Raw genomic sequence first — 24288 nt, forward strand, 5'->3', positions numbered from 1 at the left:
AAGCCATGACTATGCTTAAAACGCATCCGCTGGCACAAAGACTTCACCGACCATAATACGCCTTGCTGAGCGGCTCATCGACACTTTTTTGGCTTGCCAGCGTCCATCGACCTGTTCAGTCTTACCACCGACCAGCAATGTACCTGATGGATGACCAAAACGTACCTCTGTCAGCTCACCACCGCCAGCAGCCTCGTTAACGATTGTGCCTTGTGTGGTTGCGGCGGCGGCAATAGCAACTGCTGCTGTGCCCATCATGGCATGATGCAATTGCCCCATACTCATGGCACGTACGACTAAATCAATCTCGGCTGCATCGACCAACTTACCACTAGAAGCCGTATAGCTCTGTGCTACGCCAACCCAAGCAATTTTAGGAATGTGTTGGCTGGTTTGTGCCTCAGAGACGTCTTTGAACAGTCCCATTGCCACGCCGCCTATGGCACGGATTTTTTCAAGCTTGGCAATTAGCTCGCTGTCGCTATTGATATCACCTTGCAACTCAGTACCGGTAAAGCCTAAATCTTCTGCGTTCATAAAGATAGTCGGTATGCCCGCGCTAATAAAGGTCGCGTTGACGCTATTAGTATCAAGGCCGCAACCCGTCACATCAAAATCATCGACCAAATTGCCCGTCGGGAACATATCGCTGGTGGCATCAACCGGATCGATAAACTCAATTTTAACCTCAGCCGCTGGGAAGGTGACACCGTCTAATTCAAAGTCGCCCGTCTCTTGAACCTGTACTTTATCATTCGCATCTTTATAGACTGGCACATGCGCAATAATGGTTTTGCTAATATTTTCTTGCCAGATACGCACTTCACAAATACCGCTATCTGCATTGTCATCGATGCTGTTAGCAATCTTGTCAGCATCAACCAGTCCCATATTAATAGCACAGGCACCAACCGCTGCGGTTAAGTTGCCACAGTTACCCGCCCAATCAATCATAGGCTTGGCGATATTAACTTGTCCAAACAGATAATTCACATCATGGTCTGGTCTGTCAGAGGCCGATAAAATTACCGTCTTTGAGGTACTAGAGCTACCATTGCCAAGACCGTCGATTTGCTTGCCGTAAGGATCTGGGCTGCCGACGACGCGCAATAAGAAGTTATCACGTGACTCGCCAGCAACTTGGCAACGCTCAGGTAAGTCAGACAATTTAAAGAATGTCCCTTTTGAAGTACCGCCGCGCATATAGGTTGCGGGGATGGGGATTTGCGGAGCAAAGGTAGAGTTTGATTGGGTCATTATTAGAAGTCCTTTTTTCTATTATTAGATATATCAATAAAGAGTATTACTCTTAAAACTATCAACTTATACACCAATTGAAAAAGTCTCTAATCTCGCCTAAATCATGTACACAACTTTCAATAGGATCTGTAGCTAATTTTTGTCTAAACTGAAGCCATTCTCCATTTTCTTTGGTTTCTAAACATAAGTGTGGTTCTATAGCCCCTTTAGACCAAACCCAAATAGAATGAGCTTTCATATTTTCTTTTATATGATTGATAGGAGCAATTGCATTACTTTCTGCTGCCATTAATTCATAAACGTCACATGCCTTAAAACCATTACCTTTACATGGTCTTCTTCCATTTAAACTAAAACCATGTACTGGCCTAATATTCTGTATTATAGTTAGGCATGAGTCTATGCCTTGATCTATTTCTTCTATTAACCCTTGATCTACAGCACCTGTAAAGGCAAAGTCCAAATCAACTAAACCTTTTGTAGAAATACCCATTTTCTCAAGTATTTCTATCATTTTTGGAATATTACCTGCTCCATCTGCAATGACTAGAGCCAATTTATGCTCACCTAGTGTCTTTCCAATTACACTATTGAAAAGTATTGGTAATATTGTTTTCTCTGTAGCCCCTTCAGCTATTAAAATTTTATCAGAAAATAATATTTGTCCAAGATTATAGGTATCGAATAGCAGTCTAGCTTGTGAGTCATTATCAAGTAAGGTTTGTTCAAGAGCTTCTTTTAGTCTTGTAGTGACTATAGTCCCATTATGATTCTTCCGAATAATATTCGTGATAGGTATATCTGATTGTTCAATCATATAAGGTGAATGTGTAGAGAATATAATTTGATACCCTCTGTTAGAAAGCAGTTTAAGAGAAGATCGTAATAGCTCAACTGCTTGTGGGTGTAAAAACAACTCTGGTTCATCAATTAGAAGTATGTTTGTCTTTCCTTGCTTGGCTACATCCTTTGTTATTTCTGCTAAATGTCGTATCAATGTCATCTGAATAGCACGCTGTGAACCGTGACCCATGTCGATAAAATCGGACTGTCTTACTGTGCCAACTTCCCTAACTTTGATTGTTCCTTGTTTAAACAAATCTGCAATACTTGGAGTCGGTATATCAATATTTAATGATAATCCCGGAAAGAAATCACCAATTTTGTCATTTATGGAGGAATCAAAACTAGATAGCTCATCCAGTCTTTCACTACCATTTAAATTTAGTTTTTTCCCCACTACTTCAAGAGCGCTATTTATCTCTGTTGCTTTAGAATCTATAATTTCTTTTTGTAGGTGAGCAATGAGCTTGCCTATTGTATTGCTGGCTTTGAACTTAGAAACGTCCTCTGCTGAATCTTCCATCGAATTTATGAAAGTTGGCTCAGGAAATAATGTGGTTATTGCTTGTGGTAATCCATTAGGATTTATCCACACACCAAGCTGTAGTTCTGAAGGTTTCTGTATACCCATTACAACAGAGTTTTTTCCAGTACCAGGTTTTTCTTGAAAAAATCTAACATATAATGATCCTTCTTCAATATGTGGCTCAAGGCTAGTAATTTGTTGTTGGCTTAAATGTTGTAGAGAGTTGTCACTTAAACCTTCTAGCAATGCAATAATTTCGATAGGTTTTGTGTTGTCAAAAAAGCTTGATTCATTTTGACCTTTTCCACGTACTAAAGTATCCACACACTTTAGAATATTTGATTTACCAGCGTTATTATATCCAACCAAAGGCGTATAGTTTTCAAGAGTTATCTTTGTTTCTTGGCATGATTTATAGTTCTTTATGTGTAATTCTTTAATTTTATGCATTATTACTCCAAATCATATTTATCAAACTCAAGTTGACTATCTAGTCCTGAGATAGCTTATCAGAAATCATAATAAAAGAGGTGAGAGCTGATTTAATATGAGGTATTATTCTTAAGACCATGTACCCTAACTTGACCCGCATTATACTGTTGAATAGACTCAGCTAAATGTGAACTATTAACAGGTGACCTTAATAAGTAAAGTGTCTCCATCAAGCCATTGTAATGAGCAAGCGACATGATAACTGCATCATTATTATTTTGACGACTTATAATGATCGGGTCATCATTATAATTTACAGTATCTAAAACCGCTTCAAAGTCTTTTTCTGCTTTAGAAAGGCTGATACGTTTCATAGAATTTCTCTTAGTAATAACCTCTATCAAGTATCATATAAATATCTATTACTATCAATGAAAAAACCGATGTCATATAAGGCTATACAACATCGGCGAATTTTGTACTCTGCTATTTATCGTGTTAAAACCTACATAATAATCTTAAGCAATATCTAACGTACCTTCGATAAATTCTTTAGCAAAGCGTTGTAGCATACCGCCAGCGTTGTACATTTTTACTTCATCAGCCGTATCTAAGCGGCAGATAATAGGCGTCTTAGTGGTACTACCATCGGTACGATGAATCACTAGAGTCATCAACCCGCCAGCCGAGACTTCACCTGTGACATCAAAGGTTTCCGTACCATCGATATTTAGCGTATGGCGAGTCGTACCTTCCTCGAACTGTAGAGGTAGCGCGCCCATGCCCACTAAGTTTTGACGATGAATACGCTCAAAGTCCTCAGCGACGACTGCTTCTACGCCAGCGAGACGCACGCCTTTGGCAGCCCAGTCACGGCTTGAGCCTTGACCATAGCCATCACCTGCGATGATGATCAGCGGCTGCTCACGGTTCATGTAGGTTTCAATCGCTTCCCACATGCGCATGACTTGACCTTCTGGCTCAACACGCGCCAGTGAGCCTTGGATAACTTCACCATCTTCATCGCGTACCATCTCGTTCAATAGTTTAGGGTTGGCAAAGGTGGCACGTTGCGCGGTTAAATGGTCGCCGCGATGGGTCGCGTATGAGTTGTAGTCCTCAGCAGGCAAGCCCATAGTGTCCAAATACTCGCCAGCTGCTGATGAGCCAAGAATAGCATTTGATGGCGACATATGATCGGTTGTGATGTTATCACCTAATACGGCAAGCGGACGCATACCTTTTAGTTTGTTCATCGCTGCCATTTGACCTTCCCAATACGGCGGACGGCGAATATATGTGGTCATTTCACGCCAGTCATACAATGGGCTTAACGCTTTGCCCGTATCTTTTTTGGCCTCATCAAACATGGGGATATATACGGCATTAAACTGCTCAGGCTTAACAGCAGAAGCAACAATGGCATCCACTTCTTCATCATCAAACCAGATGTCTTTTAGATACACATCATTGCCGTCTTGGTCTTTGCCCAATGAGTCTTTTTCGATATCAAAACGAATGTTACCAGCGATGGCATAAGCGATAACCAGTGGCGGCGATGCCAAAAATGCTTGCTTGGCGTATGGGTGAATACGACCGTCGAAGTTACGGTTACCAGATAGCACTGCCGTGGTGAACAAATCATTGTCGATGATTTCTTTTTCGATGTCAGGATCAAGTGCACCGCTCATGCCGTTACACGTCGTACAGGCAAAGCCAACCACGTCAAAGCCAATCTCTTGCAACTCTGGCATCAGGCCTGCTTCTTCTAAGTACATCTTGACCGTTTTTGATCCGGGTGCGAGTGACGATTTTACCCAAGGCTTGCGTAATAGTCCCTTGGCATTGGCGTTACGAGCGACAAGACCTGCGGCCACCATGTTGCGAGGGTTTGATGTATTGGTACAGCTGGTAATAGCAGCGATAATAACCGCGCCATCCGGCATCAGACCGTCTTTTGGTTCAGGTAGCTTTTGATCAGGCGCGTGGGCGATGCCTTTGGCCACCAAATCATCGGTAGATACACGCGCATGGGGACGCGATGGGCCTGCCATGTTACGACCAACTGATGACAAATCAAACTCAAGGACGCGTGCGTATTCGGCTTTTTCCATACCGTCAGCCCACAGGCCCGTTTGTTTGGCATACTGCTCAACCAGTTTAATCTGTTCCTCAGAGCGACCCGTCAGACGCAGATAGTCAATGGTTTGCTCATCGATATAGAACATCGCAGCAGTTGCGCCATATTCAGGCGTCATGTTTGAGATAGAGGCGCGGTCACCGACACTTAGCTGGCGTGCACCGTCACCGAAGAATTCGATATAAGTAGAGACCACGCCTGCATCACGTAAGAACTCAGTCATCGCCAGTACGAGATCCGTACCAGTGATGCCTTTTTGCAATTTGCCTGTTAATTTGACGCCCACATAATCAGGCAAGCGCATATATGATGGATTACCTAGCATCACGCTTTCGGCCTCTAAGCCGCCCACACCGATCGAGATAACGCCTAGCGCATCAACCATGGGGGTATGACTATCCGTACCGACCAACGTGTCAGCAAACGCGACTTCCTCACCTTCTTTATTGTGCACGACCTGTACGACAGGTGACATTTTCTCTAGGTTAATCTGATGCATGATGCCGTTGCCTGGTGGTACGACGTTGACATTGTCAAAAGCATACTGGCACCAGTTGATAAAGTGAAAACGGTCATCGTTACGGCGCTCTTCAATCGCACGGTTTTTCTCAAATGCATTGTCTTCAAATCCTGCGTGCTCAACCGCCAATGAATGATCAACGATCAGCTGAGTGGGTACGATAGGGTTTACCTTGGACGGATCACCGCCTTGCTCAGCGATAGCATCACGCAAGCCTGCCAAATCAACAAAGGCTGTCTGACCCAAGATATCATGACAAACGACGCGGGCAGGGTACCAAGGAAAATCTAGATCTTGCTTGCCTTCGATATGCTGTTTTAGCGCATCGGTCAGCTCTTCTGGTGGGCAACGGCGCACTAAGTTTTCACACAATACTTTTGAGCAGAATGGTAGCTTGTCATAAGCACCTTCCTCGATACGCTCGACAGCTTCGCGGGTGTCAAAATAATAAAGGTCAGTATCTGGTAGCGGCTTTTTAAAGTCGTCATTCATGGGTTGTACGAGGGTGTTGTCCATAAGTCACCTTTGGCTGTTGGCTAATTATAATAAGTAGTTAAGCGTTTATATTGGGTAAAAATTCATTCCTTTAGCAAAATCATCGTTTGCTTTTGTAGGCTTTGCTAAAGAAGCGATATTGAAAATTAAAAGGGCATGGTTTATAAAAAAGATAGCGTATGACGATTAAACCTGAAAAACTCATAGCAAGGCTCAATCATCATACCTATATCAGCTAGCACTGCCGCTAGCTGATAAGATTACTTAGCACAAATCATTTTAATAATTGCTAAATAACAGCCGTTTAACGCGCACTCATATCTGGTACAGGACGCAGCTCTTCACCAGTATATTCCGCACTTGGACGAATGATACGGTTGTTAGCACGTTGCTCAAACACGTGAGCGGCCCAACCAGTCAGACGTGAACAGACAAAGATAGGGGTGAATAGCTTGGTTGGAATACCCATAAAGTGATAGGCAGAAGCATGGAAAAAGTCAGCATTACAGAACAGTTTTTTCTCACGCCACATCACTTCTTCACAGCGTACTGATACTGGGTACAACACTTCATCATCAACGTCAGCCGCTAGCTTCTCAGCCCAGCCTTTAATCACGACGTTACGCGGGTCTGACTCGCTATAGATCGCATGACCAAAGCCCATGATTTTATCTTTACGCGCCAGCATACCCATCATTTCTTCTTCAGCGTCATCAGGTGAGCTGAAGCCTTCAATCATATCCATCGCCGCTTCATTCGCACCGCCATGCAATGGACCACGTAGGGAACCGATTGCACCCGTGATACAAGAGTGAATGTCAGATAAGGTAGACGCACAGACACGAGCGGTAAAGGTCGAGGCGTTAAACTCATGCTCTGCATAGAGAATAAGTGAGACGTTCATGACTTTTTCGTGTAGCTCGTTTGGTTTTTCGCCTTTGAGCAAATGCAAGAAATGCCCGCCGATGGTAGCGTCATCCGTGTCGGTTTCGATGCGCACATCGTCATGACTGAAACGATACCAGTAGTTGATAATCGATGGGAAAGCAGCCAGCATACGGTCAGTTTGATCATTTTGCTGAGTAAAATCAGTCTCAGTCTCAAGGTTGCCGAGCATAGAGCAACCCGTACGTAGCACATCCATTGGATGCGCACTAGCAGGGATACGCTCAAGCACATCTTTTAATGCTTGTGGTAGACCGCGTAGCTTCTTTAGCTTGGCTTGATAAGCATCAAGTTCACTTTGAGTAGGCAAGTTGCCGTACAGTAGCAAATAAGCCACTTCTTCAAAAATACACTTATCCGCCAGCTCTGATACATCATAACCGCGATAGGTCAGACCAGAGCCTGATTTGCCAACGGTAGATAGAGAGGTTTTACCAGCGACTTGCCCGCGTAGACCTGCGCCTGACAATACTTTTGTTGATTGGTTTTGTGCTGCCATGGTTACATTCCTTTTGTTGGTAGCTTTTTTTGAGTGAAAACGATGTTTCTGATAATAAATTTATTGATTAATGACTATAGCGCTAGTTTAGCGTTAAGCAGGCTGTTCAGGCTGTGGACCGTCTAAATCGACGTTACAACGCTCAAATTCAGCTTCAATAGGGCCATTCAAGACTTCCATTGCACTGCCTTCACCTTCAGCATTGTTGATCTCCATATATTTGACACCAAGCGGAGATTCCATGAAAGTCTGAATTTCAGCCATTTCTTCTGGAGTAGGGTCAGCCATTGGCGTTGCCACTTCTTCACCATTCATGACGCGTAATTGCTCATTTCCAAAAGCAAGCATCTTTTTTCCTACGTCTGACGTATAAAAGTTATCCAACTCTTTTAACTCTGCGTCGATAAACTGACTCTTATAGAAATTATCAACTTCCGTTTTGCCCAAGTCCTTGTCGCGCGATTCAAGGCAGCTGACTTGCTCTTCGCTGAGCGCGCCACTATTAATGATCGGGGCGAACAATAGGCTGTTGACGGTATCTAGCGTAATCGTTGTCATGATCAAGTCGTTTTGATCGTCGATCTCTGATGGTGTAGCCTCACTTTCGCTAACAACCGTAGCGCTCGTATCACTGGATGTATCATCAACCTTTTCTGGTGTTTTATCACAGCCTGTCATGAATAACAGCGCCCCAAGCGTGCTACTAAGTAGTGAGGATTTGACAACCGTGTTAGTAGTAAAAAATGGCATAAATAACCTAAAGGTAAATGAAGACGGATTTTGAAACGATAAAGTCCACAGAGGTTGTTTATCGTTTCGGCGTTGCTAATTGGCAATTATTAGTTATTGACTACTTATTATCAGCAAATAGCTTATCTAGTGTCTGCTCAAACTCATGATAGTTTAAGAAATCATAGAGCTCCATGCGGGTCTGCATGGTATCAACGACTTTGTCTTGTGTGCCATCATCTAATAAATGTTGATAAACGTTCAATGCTGCTTTGTTCATAGCGCGGAAAGCGGAAAGCGGATATAGCACCATCTCCACACCCACACTATACAACTGGTCAGTGGTGTATAAATCGGTCTGACCAAACTCTGTCATGTTTGCCAGTACTGGAATATCCAACACATCAGTGAACTTACGATACATCTCGATATCAGTTAGCGCTTCTGCAAAGATCATATCTGCGCCAGCTTCTTGAAATGCGACGGCACGTTCCACAGCAGCATCTAACCCTTCTACTGACAACGCATCTGTACGTGCCATCACTACAAAGTCAGGGTCAGTCTTTGCATCCAATGCCGCTTTTAAACGATCAACCATCTCTGAGATGCTAACGATCTCTTTGTTAGGGCGATGACCACAACGTTTTTGCGCGACTTGGTCTTCAATATGCACCGCAGCGACACCTGCTTTTTCCATCTTTCTGATGGTTTGGGCGATGTTAAACGCGCCACCAAAACCAGTGTCGATATCAACCAATAATGGTGTATCAACGGCATCGGTGATACGGCGCGCATCTTCTAATACATTATCTAGGCTGGTCATACCGAGATCAGGTAAACCAAACGAGGCATTGGCCACGCCAGCACCAGAGAGGTACAACGCTTGATGACCAACTTGGGTCGCCATCATCGCTGTATAGGCATTGATAGCGCCTGCAATCTGTAATGGCTGGTTGTTATTATTTTTTTGAGTGAGAGCACTGCGAAAGCGCGCGCCTGCTGAAGATGAAGTCATGTGATTGTCCTTACATGGAGGGGAAATATTCTAATTGTTGTAGCTGATTATACTCAATTATTCATGCCTGAAAAGTTTGGGTTATTAATTAATATTTAATTTAAATAATAACAAAATGTAGTATTTTTAATAGTATTCATTATTCAAATAGCATTATGCAGTTATTGGTAATTTCTCACAATAAGTATTCATATTGCTTAAAATCACAGCTTTTAGAATCTTCTATTTTTTACATTTAGTTACAATTACTAAAGCTGCCTTGCCTTATTGATATAATTACACTCATTAAAAAGCCCCAACAGCTAGGCTATCAGGGCTTATGTTTTGCTTGAATAAGATTGTTAAGTGCTGAGTTTTAAATTAAGCAAAAGCTTAAGCAAATAAACCTGCCATATTGGCCAAGAACAATAATGCGAAACCTGCCAAGAATATCAAGCCCGCGATAGACAGAGCATTCATACCTGCTGACAGTTTCTTATGCTTTTTAACCAATGAGTAGTTTAACCAACCAAAAATAGGCGCAGAGACGAACGCCGATATCATGGCAAACTTAAGCATAGCGCCTAATTGTCCGGTAAAGAACGTGATAATCACAAGCCCGCCACCGATAGCATAAGTCGTCCAAAAAGCGATCTGCTTTTTATTGATCTCACTCTCACCTTTTAGCAGGCGCCAGCATTCAGCATTAGCGCGTCCATAGCCATCAGCACAGGTGATGGTCGTGCCGAACATACACATAAAGGCGACGAAAGCGACCAGTAGCCTCGACCATTCACCAATGGTTGCGGTATACATATTGATCAACTGGTTGATATAAGCACCGCCGACCAATTCAATCTCTTGTCCTGATCCATACTGGACAAACACACCTAACGATAAGAAGAACAACGCCAATATCGCTGATACTGCATAGCCAACATTAAAATCTAACAAGCCTTGGCTATGCGTGGTGTGATCTGCTTTGACTTTGGCAGAGGTCCACATAGAGGTAATCGCAGCAAACTCAAGCGGTGCTGGCATCCAGCCCATGAGTGCTACGATGAAGCCCAATGTGGCTAGGTTCCAAGGAGAAACCGCCACAAAATCTACTGCCATAACGGTTGGCTTGCCAGCAGCAATGATAACTGCAGCAACAGTAGCCGTGGTAAGCGCAATCATAATCCACTTAGTCACACCATCGAGCAACTTGTAATGCCCTGCAATCAAAAAGAACCAAGAGACCGCGACGATAATGAGAGATAACGCCATTGTCGACAGACCAAGTGAGGCTGGCAACATAAAGCCCAAAATTACGGCCGCAATAAGTGAGACCGCACCCGTACTAATAACCGCTGACAAGATAGAAAGAATAAAATATACCCAAAGATATACCTTGGAGCGTTTGGCATAGCCTGCAATCAAACTCTCGCCAGTATCGTAGACGTAGTCAGTTGCGAAGCGAAAAAACGGATACTTAAACACGTTAGCCAATACAATCATAATGGCCAATTGCCAGCCATAGATAGCACCCGCCTGTGTTGATGAAATCAAATGCGAACCACCAATGGCAGCAGTCGCCATCAAAATGCCTGGGCCAAAGATGCGCCAGCTAAAGCCCTCTTGTTGCGAGGCAACGCTATCGTCAGGGGCACTTGGGTTGTTGAGTTGTTGTGTGGACATGAATACCTCGAAATGGTTAAAACAGCAAATTATCACTTACCTGTGTCAGCTTGCCAATGATCAGAAAAGAACGTCCTATAAACCGTCTAAATATAAAACGATTTACATCGTATCGACTTTATTACACCAACACTGTCTAGGAGAATGATTATTCTAGTTATTATTACTATTTGTTTGCATTGCTATTCTTGTTAGTTAGCATACTTATAAAATAATATCAATATTTAAAATGAATTATTTTTGGCGGTTCTTTATAACACAATATTCATCGGATATCTGCCCATTTAGGCCTGTGACACAAAATTTTGCTGCCGATAAGTAATGCCGCGCTGTTCGTAGACGTGATAAATGGCTGTGAGCAAGTCAGGTATTTTTGGGTGTACAAAGTCTTTGAGGGTGTGTAAATAAATAGGGGAGGTGACATTTTCATGAACCAAACGTTGGTAGCTGATCTGTTCCGTACGTACGGTTTGCAAGCTGGCAGGCACCAATGTAATACCTTCTCCTGCCGCGACCAGTCCCAATGCTACCTGCAAATCGCTGACTGTCGTGGTTATAAAAGGTGAGATACCATACTGGGCAAAAAGATGTAGTAAAGGCTCAGTAATAGGCTCGCTAGATGCTGCTTCATGAGTAGCAGCACGGTTGACTCTATTTGTAGATAACTTGTCGCTCGATTGGGTCCCTGTCTCTGTCGTCACCGTGGACGATACTGGCAAATGTGTTTGATGGTATAAAATTAAGCGATTGTTCGCTAGATCTATCAGGCGCTGCTTACGTACATTGGCAAGCGGGTGTGATTTTGGTAATGCCACCACGTAGCGTTCATGACGTAGCAGGATTTGCTGAATCCATGGGTCTTGATGGGCAAATCGGCCAAAACCAATATCAATTTCACCAGACTTGAGGGCATCCATTTGTTGATATGAGCTAATGTCTTTTAAATTAACGTCGATATCAGGGCTGAACTGTTTAAGCGTGGCAATGATTTCAGGTAACAGGCCATATAGTACTGAGGGCACAAAACCTATATTTAAAACGCTGCTGGGTGCTGATAGACGCTGAGTCATACTGGTTACAGTATCAATCTCGGTCAGTATGGTGCTTATTTTATCGTAGAAAAAACTGCCCGCTTCTGTCAGATGTAGTGGCCTGTGGTAGCGATCAATAAGCACCACGCCCATGTCAGTCTCTAACTGTTTTAGCAAGCGACTCAGACTCGGCTGTGACAGTCCTGTTTTGGTGGCGGCAGCGCTAAAGCTGCGCAAATCTGCAACCGCGATAAACGCGTTAAGCTGTTTTAAATCCATACTATTGAGCCTGTCATAGTCTATGCTATATCTACATAGAACAGTTCTTAAGGTTGATTTATCATATTATTTAGAATAGTTCTTATCTATATTAGCGCTATCCCATAAATTGTGCTTGAAGATAATAGGTCGAGCAACTATATTGTTGGCTAATAACACTGTTACACTATAGTAAGAAAATTCATTCTAGCAATCATTTAACACCAGTAGAGAAAACTGGTTTGGTATTATTCTATGAGCGACGAAAAAGAAGACGCTGGCACCGATTTTGAAGAAAAATTGGCTAGAATTATTGACCAAAAGTCGCGTAAGCGTAACAACGATATCTATGAACGCTTTATTAATCGAGTCCAGGGCTCCGAAGAGAACGATCAGGCTGAATTTGAAACACTAGAAAGCGCAAAGAACCTTGCCGCTTTCGAACCCTTGAGCACAGAAGAGTTGCAACTGTTTGAAGATCAAAGCAGTGAGCAAGAGTTATTGCTAGAAACAGAAAATACTACAGTAGAAAACACCACCTCTAAAGCATCAAGTACAAATGTAGTATCTGAAAATTTACCTGAAAATAATGTGCTGAATATCGCCAATGATAGCGATAGTATTAGTATTGATGTCAGTTCAGATACAGAGGCCTCAGAATACATAGAACGCAACAATATAGATAGTAGCAATCAAACAGAGTCGCCCTCTACGGTTGACCATAGTGAATCTAACATAACTGAGATATCGGATGATGATTCTTTAAACATCTCTTTAAACATAGAGAATGTGCCTAAATCAGCTATCGAAGAGCCAGTCATAGACAATAAAGTGATCAAAAGCAAGAAACCTCTCATGATGGCTATGTCGATTGGTTTAATCGTATTGATTGCTATTGCATTAATGCTTGTATTTTCAGGAGTCTTATCTACTTCTACGGTTGATAGTATAGACAACAGCACTGATGGTAATGTAGAGATAGACAGTACACCAGCTGTTAGTGCTGATCCAGTACTGTCTACTGATAGTCAAACAACTACGGATAGCGTTGACCCTGTAAGTACGCAACCAGCCACTACTCAGCAAGATGCTTTGGACAACAATAGACAGGACCTGCCAGCTGCTAATGAGCGAGAGTCAACTTCTGAAGCTCCTACACCAGAAAATGATGCCACTGTTATAGCTATTGAAGAAGCTGCCATAACTTATGAGGACTTTAGGCAAGAGTCACAGACCACCTTATACCGCGAAACCAATGATTAAAGGATTTACGTTTTATACCATTTTTAACAGTTAGATAACCGTCTATCAATTTATTCGAGACGTTCGTACTAGAAATCGTTGCAATACAATATAAAATTCGTATCATTATGTAAAAGGCACGGTTATGTGCTATTAGTGATATGAATTAGACGGTACGTAACTATGAATGAATCAGAAAACGTGAATAATGATATCGAGCCAAAAAGCATCAGACCCCGTAGTCTTGTTTTTGCTATTATCAGTGTCATCTGTATTGTTCTAATATCTGCTTTCTATATGTCTAACCGTATTTCTTCCACGCTATCTCAAGCGTCGACGACTAATAACGGTTTAACAGTCAGCAACATTACTAAAGAGGCTAATGCTAATCAGACTATACAACAGCATTCGAATAGCCAAAACCAACCTAGAAAATCTATAGTTATTGACGGTCATGAAGATGACACCGCCCTTAGCTATCATGATTTCAAGCAAGAAGCGCAAAATGCGCTATTTCGTGAGGAAGAAAAGATCATACAAGCTAAGTACAGTACACATGGTATGACGCCTGCTGTCAGCGCTGCAGACTTTAGAGTAGAAGCACATAAAACCTTATATCGTGAATCCAGTTATTAGGGCTGCTATTAGCGTTATAGTATTATATTGATAACTATAAATCAGTAAGTGAATAACATTAATCTCCATTTCTTCTCTCTAAACATAAGAGAAGAGAAATGGGGCTTTTTTGTGGGCTCAGTGCTCCATGCTTTGTTGTATGTCATCTGTTGCGCTTAACGCTACATCCACGAAAGCGGCAACCGTTGCACTGTGATTGGTTTGCTTGTATTGAATATGCACGGGTATGTGTGTGCTAACGTTGTTTAGCATCATAAAGTGACAGCCCTCGCTATATAGCTTGCGTACGCAGTAAGGCGCAATCGCCACGCCCAATCCTGCTGCCACTTCGGTCACCAAGGTCTGCATGTGCTTGGGTTGACTGATGATATTGGGCGAAAACCCAGCTTGTCTGCATAGCATGATGGTTTCATCAAATAGACCAACCGCTTCATCACGGTTAAAAATAATAAACTTATCATCTTTCATCTGCGCCAAATCAATGGTTGTCTGATTGGCTAATGCATGGCTCTGGTTCATAATCGCCACCAATTTGTCGATATAAATACTGTGGCTAACAAAGTCATTAGCAATAGCGCTCGGCAACGGTCTTGAGAAAGCAATATCGATGCGATCATTGTTAAACGCTTCTATCTGTTCGGTCACCGTCATCTCAAACAATGACACATGTACGTGCGGAAATTGGGCTTTATAACTGCGTACCAACGTGGCCATAAAGGTCAAACAAGCTGAGCTTAGATGCGCAATATTGAGCGTGCCTACTTGTCCGTCATGTGCCCGTTTAACTTGTGTTTTTGCTTGTTCTGCTAAGCTCAAAATAACAGCAGCGTCTTTCAATAGTTGCTCGCCAGCGGGTGTAATAGTCACCTCACGAGAAGTACGGTTAAACAGCACAACGCCTAACTCTGTCTCTAACGATGAGATATGGCGACTGATGGCAGGTTGTACGGTATACAGTTCACGCGCCGCTTCCGAAAAACTCTGGTGCTTGGCCACGGCCATAAAGCTTTTGAGTGTTTTTATATCCATACCATCAATCCCTTTTATTAACATCTTTCATCAAAATCTTGCTCAGTCTTATTTTTTATCCATACAGTATTTGTATGGATTCAATCATATACTATCATTTTTGTTATGGTTTGATAGATTCTATACTTGCGGCATGATTTACTAAGCCGAACAGTTATATCCGTAATAGATATCGAATTGACCATGGACACATATGAACCAATTAAAAACCGCAGGTAGTTTTACCTTACTGTGTATTGCCAGTTTGACCATTATGGTCGGTACGTTACTGGCACCTGGCTTGGTTAGCATCTCGGCAGGCTTGGGCATTACTGACAACAGCTTGCTATTAATCACCTTGCCGTCATTGGGTGCGGTGGTATTTGCGCCACTGGCTGGCAAGTTAATCGATAAATATGGGGCGTATAAGCTCTTGATAATCGGTTTGTTTTTATACGGACTTGCAGGTGCCAGTGCTTATCTTCTACATGGGCCGGCACAGGTGTTTAGCAATCGGTTTCTATTGGGTGGTATAACGGCAGTCGTCATGGCGAGCTGTACGGTACTAATCTCTACCTGGTATCAGGGGGAGGCTCGCTTAAAGATGATTGCCAAGCAAGGCATGTCCATTGAGCTGGGCGGGGTCATATTCTTATTTTTAGGTGGCTTGCTGGCCTCACAGTTTTGGGCATTACCGCTATCGATTTATTTGATTGCGTGGGTATTCTTAGCCATGCTACTACTGTTTGTACCACGGCATCATGCAACTGCTGTAAGCCATGAGCAGATTAATGAGGACGATAGTAAAACTATTATTAGTGGTCTATCTCTAAAAAATGTGTATCTTATCTCAACTTTAGCGATGACCATCTTTTTCACCTCAACCGTGTTACTGCCTATCACCATGCATGAATTGAGCTATAACGAATCACAAATCGGTCAACTGCTGGCCTTTATCTCTTTGGTAGCGGTCGTTACTGCAGGCTTTATGCCAAAAATAATCAAATGGTTGAATGAACCTAAAGTATTGGCATTGGCCTTTTTCGCATTTGCGCTGTCGTATATTTGCTTTACGCAAACCAGCACCTTGCTATTAACATTAGGCGCACTATTGATCGGCATTGGATTTGGCTTTAGTATTCCGCTGTTGAACCATATGACCGTCGAGCTAAGTGCTGCTAACGTACGAGGCCGTAACTTATCTTACTTTACGATGGCGGTGTTTTCGGGGCAGTTCTTCACATCATTTATGGAGTACATGCCAGGCGGCGCGCACAACGTGTTTATTATGTGCAGCGTGTTTAGCGTCATTATTAGTATGGTGTTGTTTGGGAAAGGTCGTAAAACTGTTTGATAGAGCGCTTGTATTTTTCATAAGGGAACATGAAGGGAAGCAGCTTAGCATCGTCGATAGACACTGAGCCAAGCACTGATGCTGATGCCATTTATATAACAATCACAGCATCAGTTAGCTTGTGGATCGTGTTAAGCCAGTTGCTTTTTAAGCGTTCGTAAACGGCTTTTAAATTCTGAGCGGTCAACATAACAGCCTTTGAGACGACGCTCGCCCACATTTTCATCAAATGCATTACGTCCATGCAAAACTCGGCGATTATCAAAAACGACCATTTGACCCGCTGCTAATTTCAACTCAATCTTATAGCGACTGTCTTTTAGTCGGGCCATTAGCTCTCGATAAGCAAGGTAGTAGTCGTACATAACGTCACTTGGTAAATCGAAAACATCTGCAAGATGGGCGTTGTATTTGATTTCTACAATATTGCCAAAGTTGTCTAGATTGATGACAGGGTGGTGCTCACGGATATCATGGGCAGTGTCATGAAAACGAAAGGGGATGGCATATTCGGCCAGCAAGCGAAAATACTCAGGCTGTTCTTCTCGTAACCCTTCTAACACCTTTAATCCGTCTACGAAAGTAGATTCGCCGCCTATGCTTTCATTACTCAAAAAATGCAAAAATTGATAGCCTGGAGGTAACTCCTGATTTGGCAAGTCGGTATGCAAAGGTAATGAGAGCGAGGTATAAGCTAAATTGATCGGCGACTTCTCTGATATCACATCAAAGGTCATGCCAAAATTAGTCTGCCGCAGGTAATCAACTCGCATGGCGGTCTGTACGCCAGCATCAGAGTCATCTGGCATATTATCAATAATAGTAAGCCCATATTTATCTAGCGCACTCATCCACTCATATAAAGCACTGTCACTGGTCATGATACTCTGCTGGTCATACATCGGAATGTGGTCAATAAACGTGCCATCCCAGCTTTCATAAGGACTGCTATGGTCCTTAGCCAATGCACTAGAATACCCAAACTCACGTAACCAACTCTGATCAAAGTGGCTGATATGCGCTTGTTCTGACCATTCAATCGTCAGCGTTGTCTCATCAAAAGAGACAGAGAGTGGATGGATATCTTTTGAGACACTTCAAAACTACGCTCGCCAGTGTGCGGATGAAAAGCCGATGGGCAGTTATCACGCAGCCAGATATAGTGATACGTACTGTCGATACCATCATTCCAGCGTATTTGAATGGCGTGATCAATGAGCGCAACGGATTCTATTTGGTAGTCATTTTCTATTGAGACGTCTAGAGATGGTGTTGATTGAGGCGTTTCCATTGGAGCAGACCCTACATATACATGAAGTAAAAATATATTTTACGGTATCTTGTTCGGATCGGTTATTCAAACAATGAATTACGAATCACCTAATAGGCAATATCAATCAACGCAGTACTAAACTGCGATTGATATCTGGCGAGATATTTTTTGAAGGGTTTTGAATAATATTAAGGCTTCGCGAACGAAGCCTTAATATTTGCGACAATTGGTATAAGCTTTTTATTTATCCGAAAGCTAATTATCGAAAAGCTACCTTAACCAGTATTTCGTAACCCTGCAGCTAGCGCATTGATACTACGGATTAATGGATCTTCTACATTAAGGTCGCCATGTGCCGAATCGTTCAGGGTGTCCTGTTGTCTGGCACGCTTTAACAGCTCAATCTGGATATAGTTAATAGGATCTAGATAAGCGTCTCGCCATTGCAGGGATGAAGCAAGGTTTTGCTGATTGGATAATAAAGAATCTTGCTCAAGCAGAGAGTTTAATCCTGAATTGGTCAGCGTATATTCATCGGTGACCGCTGTCATGATCTTTTCGCGTAACGGCTCATCATCACACAGTTGACTATAAGCCTCGGCAATATTCATATTGGCTTTGGTAAAGGCCATCTCGATATTACTGATAAATACGCTAAAAAACGGCCAGTGCTTGTTCATCTCTTTCATCAATGCTTCGTCTTTTTTGACGCTATCTAGCGCACTACCGACGCCATACCAAGCAGGTAGGGTAAAGCGTGCCAATGACCAGCCAAACACCCAAGGAATCGCTCGCAAGGTGGTCTTACTTGGTAGGCCTTTTTTACGATGGGCAGGACGTGAGCCAATGTTTAACAGAGAGATTTCTTGTACTGGCGTGACTTCGGAATAGAATTTATAAAACCCTTCGGTATGATCGGTCAGCTCGCGATAGCGCTGCTCTCCAGCATCTGCTAAGCGTGCAAACAGCGCTTCATACTCTGGCAACTCAGTCGGTTGTACCACAAACCTTGTCGAGCAGGCTTTGAGTGTACCCGTGATCGCCATGGTCAGCTCAAACACGGCAGTATCTGTATTGGCATACTTGGCATAGAGCACTTCGCCTTGCTCAGTTACCTTAATCTGCCCATGCAGCGTGCCTGCTGGCTGTGCCGCAATGGCTTTGTGCGTTGATCCACCACCACGGCTTACCGAGCCGCCACGACCATGGAATAAACGTGTTTTTATACCATATTGTTCAGCGATATGGTTGATGGTTTGCTGTGCACTATAAAGCTGCCATGCAGAGGTGATAATACCGCCGTCTTTTGATGAGTCTGAATAACCCAGCATAATCTCTTGCGTGTTATCGGTGTTACGTAGCAGTCCACGATACAGTGGATTGTCTAATACGGCAGGCAAGATTTTATCGATATTTTTCAGATCTTCGATGGTCTCAAATAATGGTGCTACAGGTAAGTCAGCAGACAACTGACCTTCGTCATCAATTCTGCATAAGCCTGCAAACCGCATGAGCAGCAATACTTCTAGTAGCTGGCTAGCATTATTGGTCATCGAGATAACATAGCTACCAAAAGTAGCTTGTCCCACCAGTTTGCGTAGAGTAGCGACCGAATTCATCAGTGACAATTGCTCACGCGTTTTGTCTGTCAGGTTGTCAGTATAGATAAGCGGCGTGCCTGGTTTTTCTAGCAATCGTGTGAGCCATTCTTGACGTTCGGTTTCGCTTAGCGTCTGATAATCAGGTAGGTTGGAGGCACTGGCAAAGATATCGGCAATCACTTCGCCATGGTATGACGACTCTTGACGGATATCGAGCGCTGCCAAATGAAAGCCGCAAGTTTTGACCAAACGAATGACGTCTAGTAGTAATCCATCGCTGTGTGCCGTATCGTGTGTATTGACACTTTGACGGATAATGCGCAGGTCTTCTAGTAATTCTTCTGGATTGGCATAGGCATCTTTTTCGGCCTCGATATCCGTACCTTTACTTTGGATGCGGCGATTGGTGGCTTTAACTTTAGTCAGAATGATAGAGAGCAGGCGACGATATGGCTCATTGCCATAGTCGTCGAGGTTATAGTCAAACACACGCTGATCGAGCTCATCATAACTTTTGATTTTGGCATATACGTCAGGTGAAACGGTGACAATGGTGTCACTATGAATCAGCTGGCGCCGCAGCTTTTTGAGTAGCACCTGATAGTGACGCAGCACGGTATCAGCATGCATCAATACGGCAAGTTCTGTGGTCTCAAAAGTCACAAAAGGATTGCCATCTCTATCACCACCAATCCATGAACCAAAGCTCATAAATGCAGGCAGTGGATAGTCTGTGAGCTCTGGATAGATATCGACAATGGCTTTTTTGATATTACGATATACTTTAGGAATGGCATTGAACAAACTGGCATTAAAGTAATGCAGACCGTTATTAATCTCATCATATACCAACGGCTTACGGGTGCGTACTTCATCAGAAGACCATAATAGATCAATCGTTTGCGCCGTTTGCTCTTTGGCTTGCTCGTAGGCGAAGCTGTTTTCAGACACGTTATTTAAAGCATCGCTATGCGTGAATAGACTTTGTAAGATATTCATCGTGGTACGGCGACGCGCTTCGGTAGGATGTGCGGTAAACACAGGCGTAAACTTTAGCTGATCAATCAGCTCTTGCATTTGAACAGGCTCAATATTGCGTTCACGACACTCAAGTAAGGTACGACGAAATGATCCTTCCCAGCTTTGCTCAGACTGCATACGCTGTGCATGACGCTGCTCACGCAAGTAATTCTCTTCACTTAGATTGGCTAGGAAAAAATAGATAGAAAAGCCGCGTATAACGTTTTTTAAGGTTTTGTTATCCAAAGAAGCAATAAAATCGATAAGCTGCTGTTTATGTGCCTCATTCGGCTCACGACGCTGTTGAATAAAGCCTTTGCGCAGCGTCTCAATCGTATCTAGCGTCTGCTCACCAGATTGGCGTGAAATAGCATCACCTAATAATGAACCCAACAAGCTGGTGCGTTTACGTAGTACGTTGTTATCTAGTGTCATCTTCAACCTTCCTATCAAATGAGTGGATACAATACTATGGTTATCTTATACGTAATATCCTTATGGTTTTTTGCAATTTAACATAAATAGGTGAGGCCTGCTTGATGTTGATAGCAACTTTTTTGCTAATCAACCTTTATGACACTATTACTAATATATGGCTAAGTCTGTTTTTCGGCAGTCATCAGACAAAGCTTATTTAGGTTATTTCTCTAACGACTCCGAAGATTATCTATATAATCTGCCCAATCTTGCATCATCTGCACCCTAGTATCGATTTCGTCAAGTCTGTTGTAAGCCCCGCCATGTGTGTCTTTTATCCGATGACCTAGCTGTAATTCTGTGACGATATCTGAATAGCGTAGCTCAGGCTGTTCCATGAGCAAGGTTTTAGCCGATGCTCGAAATCCATGCGCACATTGCACGTCTTTATATCCAAGCCGGTGGAATATCTGTACCAACGTCGCTTTACTAATATAAGCATTGCTTGAACCGCGCATCGACGCAAATACATGTTCCTTATGCCCAGTAATTGATTGGATGTTTCGTAATCGAGAAATCACTTGCGTGGCTAAAGGAACAACTAAGTGCGAGACCATATCGTCACGACCTTCGCCCTTAGTCGGGGAGAATGCCCATGTATTATTGTCCCAATCGATGTCATTCCAACGCATTGAGCGCAGATCGATACTACGCACAAATACATAAGGCAATAAGTTCATAGCTTCTAGTGTGATTTTGCTTGCGCCTCTAAAATTGGACATATCCTTTAAGAGAGTCGCAAATTGATCTGGTTTGGTGATGGCTGGCAAGTGATGGCCTGAATTGGCAGGGGCAAGCTCACCACGGGTATCAATCGCCACATTTCTATCGCACAACCCTCGAGCAACAGCGAATGAAAAGACTTTTTCAGTGTATAGCCGAGTGCTCGCACCAACGAAAGTCGCTTGATTTTCATTGTTTTGAATCGACTCGCACACACTCAGTATCATCTCACTGGTGATATCGTCCATTCTTAAATCACCAATCTCTTGGCACATATACCCTAGACATAAATCCCAGAACTTGAGGGTTGACTCACTGTATGACGGTTTTTTAGATTTATTTTGATTGCGACCTGCTGTTTTGTGTTCTCGCCATGCTTGAGCAATCTCAGAAAATGGTGCATTTTTTAGGTGAGTATATTTATTGGTTTGTTCTTTTTGCTGGATAGCTTTAGGGTCAGAGCCTTTTGCGACCATATCAAGAATGGTGTCTGCTTTATACTTAACCTCATGGAGACTGACATCCTCAATCTTACCCAACATCATCCTAGGGCGTTTGCCCTCGATATGCGGATGGGAATAACGTAAGTAGTATTCCTTTTTTCCATTTGGATAAATACGAAGACTTAAGCCAGCCACGCCCGAGACGCTGACAGAATAATCTTTGTCTCGGCATTCGAGCTTGTTGATATCGTTTGCAATGTCGATAGCCATAATATATATCCATAATATGATAATTAAAGTTAATGATAGGTTTATGATTGATGACTTATAAAAAGTCTCTTCTATAGAAAAATATAGAAGTATTGGACACTGTCATGGACACTGGTATTCATTAGTATTTTTAGTAAAATCTTATAGAGTAATAGTTTTAACACTTAATCATCCCCAAGGTTAACTTGGGGATAATTAAGTATAGAGGAAAGAGAGGGAGTAAGCTATGTGTTTATTGATATATGGCGTTTAGGGTAATAAACCTAAGAGAGGTTAAAAGTAAAAACTCTATTTGCTATGTTTGATAGAGTTCTTCAATTTCTTTATACAAAAAACCATGCTCCTGTACTCGCACAGAATATAAAAATCAGGGGCATAGTACTGTTCTGTGCAAATTTGGAGATGGCAACTTAGTGCTTCAGATAAAAACATCTTGCGAGGAGTGATAGATATCAGAAGACACTAATGAATGCTTTATTGATTTGAAAGGCTCTGTGGGCGAATCAGGGAAGAAGATATTATGACTTGGTTAGTTATGACACTCCTAAGTATAAAATGTATAGAAACCAGACTCATAGTCAAACTAAATAAAACTATCAGTATTAGAGTCTACATGCGCTCTTAGCAGTGATATAGGATAAGAAGCATCAAATAGGGTTTTAGTATTTAATGTCAGCTGTCAATCTATGAGTAACAGTATCCTATATATAGACACGTGACAGTTGACTACATTCAATACGTTGCAAGAGCATTGGCACCAAAGATCCAGTTGATTAAGTTAATAACAACCGAATGATGGTAGATTTGGCTTTTAGGTGACGATTAAGAATGAGGGACTGGATAAAGTGCTGATTGGATATTCTGACAGATGTAGCCAGCATGATGGTGACACGTAGAACAAACTCATCCAACAGTTTAGCTTTGAAGCTTCGATGAGCTATAAAAGTAACTTATCCTACGATTTGAAAGAGGTTTTTAGCTATATTATGAATATGTAGCAAGTTTGAGTACAAGCATACTAGATGTCAAAAGGATTCCACATATAGTTGATAAAACAGATTCAGTTAAGGTTTACCATAGTGACGACTGCAATGATTACTTAGCCATGACATGTACATTATATTTAAACGGCTATTAACTAAACTGACTGTTATTTATGATATAGACATAATCCCATGAACTTATCATCGGGTACTGTCCCTTTAACATAATATACATTATGCGAAAACAAACCAACGGTTTTAGTAGTTAGGCGAAAAACCATTTATACCATGTCATTCTTATACCTTAGATCAGATTTAATATGAGTTTGAGTTATAGACTTTTACTAACGACAAGTTTCAAGCAAATGCTGACGCAAAGTTTTGTCATCCTGATCTAAAACCACATCTGCGACTTGGCAAGTTTTATCATTATCATCACATGAAAGCTCATAATAAATATCGCTACCTTGTGCCAAGCTAACCTGAACCAATCCTTGATCAGTTATTGAAAATTTTTTGTCTTGCGTATAGTCAGGATCTTGCGAGTTCCAAAGTACATCGTAATCTATATTGCAGGACGTCTGAGTTTTATCAAAATATGCTTGCTCAAGTTGCATCGCTGCTTGCAAGTCAGCATCAGCATATTGCTGCAGCACTACAGGATTACTCATACCTTGGTCATCAATATCTTGTTGGTACATTTTCGTGATGGTCGCAATCTTTATATCAGCCATGGCATTTTGTTTCTGATCTACTTTTGATACATCCGCTATAGCGTGACCGACAGGCATCAGTCCTATGGTCAATAGTAATGTCAGCGATTTATATGTTGGCATCTTATTCTCTGCGAGCTTTTATCCTATAAGTGTTACCGACTATTACATCATACCTATATTCGGACTCTGC

Annotated in this window: 18 protein-coding genes; 3 read left to right on the forward strand and 15 right to left on the reverse strand. The window is 42.3% G+C overall.

Annotation, left to right across the window (positions count from 1 at the left end):
- Positions 1-15 precede the first annotated feature (15 nt).
- From prpF to CXF62_RS04695, 9 genes are all read right to left on the reverse strand, one after another.
- Entirely contained in the window at positions 16-1257 is a 1242-nt protein-coding gene (gene prpF / locus CXF62_RS04655) for a 2-methylaconitate cis-trans isomerase PrpF (protein WP_102093096.1), read from the reverse strand.
- A gap of 61 nt (positions 1258-1318) precedes the next feature.
- The gene (locus CXF62_RS04660; protein ID WP_102093097.1) at positions 1319-3079 is read right to left on the reverse strand and encodes an ATP-dependent nuclease; all 1761 of its coding nucleotides are present in this window, start codon (positions 3077-3079) and stop codon (positions 1319-1321) included.
- Positions 3080-3171: 92 nt separating this feature from the next.
- Positions 3172-3435, reverse strand: coding sequence for a type II toxin-antitoxin system Phd/YefM family antitoxin (locus CXF62_RS04665; protein WP_102093098.1), 264 nt, complete (start codon positions 3433-3435; stop codon positions 3172-3174).
- A 144-nt stretch (positions 3436-3579) separates the two neighbouring features.
- Positions 3580-6213 (reverse strand): Fe/S-dependent 2-methylisocitrate dehydratase AcnD, encoded by a 2634-nt coding sequence (gene acnD / locus CXF62_RS04670; RefSeq protein WP_185156597.1) that lies wholly within the window; start codon positions 6211-6213, stop codon positions 3580-3582.
- A 307-nt stretch (positions 6214-6520) separates the two neighbouring features.
- A complete protein-coding gene (prpC, locus tag CXF62_RS04675) occupies positions 6521-7660 on the reverse strand; it encodes a bifunctional 2-methylcitrate synthase/citrate synthase (RefSeq protein WP_102093100.1) in 1140 nt (379 codons plus the stop codon).
- Between the two features lie 93 nt (positions 7661-7753).
- Positions 7754-8410, reverse strand: coding sequence for a DUF2059 domain-containing protein (locus tag CXF62_RS04680; RefSeq protein WP_102093101.1), 657 nt, complete (start codon positions 8408-8410; stop codon positions 7754-7756).
- 100 nt (positions 8411-8510) lie between these two features.
- Positions 8511-9404, reverse strand: a complete 894-nt coding sequence (gene prpB, locus CXF62_RS04685) for a methylisocitrate lyase (RefSeq protein ID WP_102093102.1) — start codon at positions 9402-9404, stop codon at positions 8511-8513.
- A gap of 372 nt (positions 9405-9776) precedes the next feature.
- Positions 9777-11063 (reverse strand): NRAMP family divalent metal transporter, encoded by a 1287-nt coding sequence (locus CXF62_RS04690; RefSeq protein ID WP_102093103.1) that lies wholly within the window; start codon positions 11061-11063, stop codon positions 9777-9779.
- A 284-nt stretch (positions 11064-11347) separates the two neighbouring features.
- A complete protein-coding gene (locus CXF62_RS04695) occupies positions 11348-12373 on the reverse strand; it encodes a LysR family transcriptional regulator (RefSeq protein WP_102093104.1) in 1026 nt (341 codons plus the stop codon).
- Positions 12374-12607: 234 nt separating this feature from the next.
- On the opposite strand from CXF62_RS04695, the gene CXF62_RS04700 reads away from it, so the two are divergent.
- Both CXF62_RS04700 and CXF62_RS04705 read left to right on the forward strand, forming a co-directional pair.
- The gene (locus CXF62_RS04700) at positions 12608-13615 is read left to right on the forward strand and encodes a hypothetical protein (RefSeq protein WP_102093105.1); all 1008 of its coding nucleotides are present in this window, start codon (positions 12608-12610) and stop codon (positions 13613-13615) included.
- Between the two features lie 162 nt (positions 13616-13777).
- On the forward strand, positions 13778-14230 hold the full coding sequence (locus CXF62_RS04705; RefSeq protein ID WP_102093106.1) for a hypothetical protein: 453 nt from the start codon (positions 13778-13780) through the stop codon (positions 14228-14230).
- Between the two features lie 117 nt (positions 14231-14347).
- On the opposite strand, the gene CXF62_RS04710 is transcribed toward CXF62_RS04705, so the two are convergent.
- On the reverse strand, positions 14348-15259 hold the full coding sequence (locus CXF62_RS04710) for a LysR family transcriptional regulator (RefSeq protein ID WP_102093107.1): 912 nt from the start codon (positions 15257-15259) through the stop codon (positions 14348-14350).
- A gap of 193 nt (positions 15260-15452) precedes the next feature.
- On the opposite strand from CXF62_RS04710, the gene CXF62_RS04715 reads away from it, so the two are divergent.
- Positions 15453-16592, forward strand: coding sequence for an MFS transporter (locus CXF62_RS04715; protein WP_102093108.1), 1140 nt, complete (start codon positions 15453-15455; stop codon positions 16590-16592).
- Between the two features lie 131 nt (positions 16593-16723).
- On the opposite strand, the gene CXF62_RS04720 is transcribed toward CXF62_RS04715, so the two are convergent.
- The 5 genes from CXF62_RS04720 to CXF62_RS04740 form a co-directional block, all read right to left on the reverse strand.
- Positions 16724-17557, reverse strand: a complete 834-nt coding sequence (locus tag CXF62_RS04720) for a TauD/TfdA family dioxygenase (RefSeq protein WP_145990534.1) — start codon at positions 17555-17557, stop codon at positions 16724-16726.
- A gap of 77 nt (positions 17558-17634) precedes the next feature.
- Positions 17635-17883: a gamma-butyrobetaine hydroxylase-like domain-containing protein gene (locus CXF62_RS04725; RefSeq protein WP_102093110.1), complete on the reverse strand. Its 249-nt coding sequence runs from the start codon at positions 17881-17883 to the stop codon at positions 17635-17637.
- 257 nt (positions 17884-18140) lie between these two features.
- Positions 18141-20921 (reverse strand): phosphoenolpyruvate carboxylase, encoded by a 2781-nt coding sequence (gene ppc, locus CXF62_RS04730; RefSeq protein ID WP_102093111.1) that lies wholly within the window; start codon positions 20919-20921, stop codon positions 18141-18143.
- A gap of 212 nt (positions 20922-21133) precedes the next feature.
- Positions 21134-22399, reverse strand: a complete 1266-nt coding sequence (locus CXF62_RS04735) for a tyrosine-type recombinase/integrase (protein WP_102093112.1) — start codon at positions 22397-22399, stop codon at positions 21134-21136.
- Positions 22400-23726: 1327 nt separating this feature from the next.
- Positions 23727-24218 (reverse strand): hypothetical protein, encoded by a 492-nt coding sequence (locus tag CXF62_RS04740; protein ID WP_228153168.1) that lies wholly within the window; start codon positions 24216-24218, stop codon positions 23727-23729.
- Between the last annotated feature and the right edge of the window lie 70 nt (positions 24219-24288).

This window comes from Psychrobacter sp. MES7-P7E (genome assembly GCF_002863645.1).
GTDB lineage: Bacteria > Pseudomonadota > Gammaproteobacteria > Pseudomonadales > Moraxellaceae > Psychrobacter.

Excerpts from the sequence above, each read along its gene's own strand:
- prpF (WP_102093096.1), bottom strand. The coding sequence starts at position 1,257 with ATGACCCAATCAAACTCTACCTTTGCTCCGCAAATCCCCATCCCCGCA.
- CXF62_RS04660 (WP_102093097.1), bottom strand. The coding sequence starts at position 3,079 with ATGCATAAAATTAAAGAATTACACATAAAGAACTATAAATCATGCCAA.
- CXF62_RS04665 (WP_102093098.1), bottom strand. The coding sequence starts at position 3,435 with ATGAAACGTATCAGCCTTTCTAAAGCAGAAAAAGACTTTGAAGCGGTT.
- acnD (WP_185156597.1), bottom strand. The coding sequence starts at position 6,213 with ATGAATGACGACTTTAAAAAGCCGCTACCAGATACTGACCTTTATTAT.
- prpC (WP_102093100.1), bottom strand. The coding sequence starts at position 7,660 with ATGGCAGCACAAAACCAATCAACAAAAGTATTGTCAGGCGCAGGTCTA.
- CXF62_RS04680 (WP_102093101.1), bottom strand. The coding sequence starts at position 8,410 with ATGCCATTTTTTACTACTAACACGGTTGTCAAATCCTCACTACTTAGT.
- prpB (WP_102093102.1), bottom strand. The coding sequence starts at position 9,404 with ATGACTTCATCTTCAGCAGGCGCGCGCTTTCGCAGTGCTCTCACTCAA.
- CXF62_RS04690 (WP_102093103.1), bottom strand. The coding sequence starts at position 11,063 with ATGTCCACACAACAACTCAACAACCCAAGTGCCCCTGACGATAGCGTT.
- CXF62_RS04695 (WP_102093104.1), bottom strand. The coding sequence starts at position 12,373 with ATGGATTTAAAACAGCTTAACGCGTTTATCGCGGTTGCAGATTTGCGC.
- CXF62_RS04700 (WP_102093105.1), top strand. The coding sequence starts at position 12,608 with ATGAGCGACGAAAAAGAAGACGCTGGCACCGATTTTGAAGAAAAATTG.
- CXF62_RS04705 (WP_102093106.1), top strand. The coding sequence starts at position 13,778 with ATGAATGAATCAGAAAACGTGAATAATGATATCGAGCCAAAAAGCATC.
- CXF62_RS04710 (WP_102093107.1), bottom strand. The coding sequence starts at position 15,259 with ATGGATATAAAAACACTCAAAAGCTTTATGGCCGTGGCCAAGCACCAG.
- CXF62_RS04715 (WP_102093108.1), top strand. The coding sequence starts at position 15,453 with ATGAACCAATTAAAAACCGCAGGTAGTTTTACCTTACTGTGTATTGCC.
- CXF62_RS04725 (WP_102093110.1), bottom strand. The coding sequence starts at position 17,883 with ATGGAAACGCCTCAATCAACACCATCTCTAGACGTCTCAATAGAAAAT.
- ppc (WP_102093111.1), bottom strand. The coding sequence starts at position 20,921 with ATGACACTAGATAACAACGTACTACGTAAACGCACCAGCTTGTTGGGT.
- CXF62_RS04735 (WP_102093112.1), bottom strand. The coding sequence starts at position 22,399 with ATGGCTATCGACATTGCAAACGATATCAACAAGCTCGAATGCCGAGAC.
- CXF62_RS04740 (WP_228153168.1), bottom strand. The coding sequence starts at position 24,218 with ATGCCAACATATAAATCGCTGACATTACTATTGACCATAGGACTGATG.